Origin of the sequence: Delftia sp. ZNC0008 (assembly GCF_000799035.1) — a bacterium.
GTDB lineage: Bacteria > Pseudomonadota > Gammaproteobacteria > Burkholderiales > Burkholderiaceae_C > Comamonas > Comamonas tsuruhatensis.
The window spans coordinates 1-1,501 of the sequence record NZ_JTKZ01000714.1 but is presented as its reverse complement, the minus strand read 5'-3'; the positions used below and the strand labels follow the sequence as shown (position 1 = coordinate 1,501).

The 1,501-nt window shown below is 70.3% G+C and carries 1 protein-coding gene and 1 pseudogene; one reads left to right on the top strand and one right to left on the bottom strand.

Going from position 1 to position 1,501, the window contains the following annotated elements:
- A pseudogene (locus tag L995_RS23170) lies at positions 1-638 on the bottom strand (hypothetical protein); the annotation flags it as partial.
- 407 nt (positions 639-1,045) lie between these two features.
- Here L995_RS23170 and L995_RS23165 point away from each other — a divergent pair.
- The coding region (locus L995_RS23165; protein ID WP_047473855.1) for an efflux RND transporter periplasmic adaptor subunit at positions 1,046-1,501 on the top strand (456 nt) is incomplete at its 3' end.

The window sequence follows — 1,501 nt, the reverse complement described above, 5'->3', positions numbered from 1 at the left end:
CCGCGTTGCATGGCCACCGCCGCGCCGCCATCGCCCAGGCGGCCCACCAGATAGGCCAGGCAGTAGTCGAGCAGGTCGTCGCCTGTGCCCAGCAGGGCCACCAGGCGCGGCACCTGCGCATGCAGCAGGCGCTGGGCGCCGCCGCCGCGCGCGGCATCCGCATATTCCGCCAGGCGCCACACCAGGCGCGCCTGCTGGCCTGCGGGCATCAGCCGCCAGGCATTGCCGTCCAGGCGCCGGCACAGGGCCGGTATGGCGGCGGCCTGCACGGGCGACTCCGGCAGCTGTGGCGGCTGCGGCGCCGGTTCCTGGGCGTGGCCAGCCAAGGGCAAGGCTTGCACGCCATCCAGCTCGGCAAAACCTTGCTGGGACTGCAGCACATCGCCGGCCGCCAGGCGCTGGCGCAGATAGGCCAGTGCGCGCTGGCGTGCAGGCTCCAGTGCCAGCGGCAACGGGGTCAGCGTGCTGTCATCGACCTGCGCGACGACTCCGGCCTTCCATTGCGTGACCTGCAAGGTCACGACATGGCGCGCCGCCGCGTCGCGCCCCTGCGGGTCCAGGGCCACCAACGTCACGGTGCTGATGCGTTCATTGCGTCCCTGCGGGCGGGACAGTACGGCTTGAGCAAGCAGGTTCATGCGGCAGGCATCCAGTGCTTTTCCATATGGGGTTGGCTGGCGGGAACAACCGGGGCCGCAAAGTGTTCGCGGCCGTCGTTTCCCACTGGCCAACGCAGGGTCAGATGGCATCGCAGTGTAGTGCCTCGATGCCCTGCGGGCGCCGCCCGCCGCGTGCCCGCCGCAGTGCCGATGGCCGCTGCGCTTGTCCGATCCGGCCATTGATTCCCCTGGCAAACCGTCCTCAATTTTCGTGGTGTCTTTGTGGCTGGATCTTGACTTCAAGTTCACTTGAACTTGAAGAATGCAACCCATTGTGAGCAGCCGCCGGCAAGGCCTTCAGAGCCTGCGGTACAGCCCCCTTTTTCCGGCCCTGCACCGACCCCGGCAGCAGGGCCTTGCCCATCCCCCTCAAGGAGAGTCGATCCATGCCAGTTCTTCCCCCGCCGCCGTTGCGGCGTGCCCTGTTCGGAGGCGCCCTGGCGGCGCTGGCCCTGCTTGCCGGCTGCCGCCCGCAGGCCGTGGGCGATGCCCATGCCAGCGACGGCCCGCCGCCTGCGCCCGAGGTGCTGGTGAGCGAGGTCGTGCCGGCCAGCGTGCGTGTCTGGGACGAGTTCAACGGCCGCATCGATGCCGTGGACTCCGTGCAGCTGCGCCCGCGCGTGTCGGGCTATATCGAGCGCATTGCCTTCAGCGAGGGGCAGGAGGTCAGGAAGGGCCAGCTGCTGTTCGTGATCGACCAGCGGCCCTACCGCGCGGCCCTGGCCAGCGCCGAGGCCGAGCTGGAGCGCACGCGTGCCGGCGCCGCCCTGGCGCGCACCCAGGACCAGCGTGCCCGCCAGCTGGTGGCCGAGCATGCCGTCTCGCGCGAGGAAGCCGACACG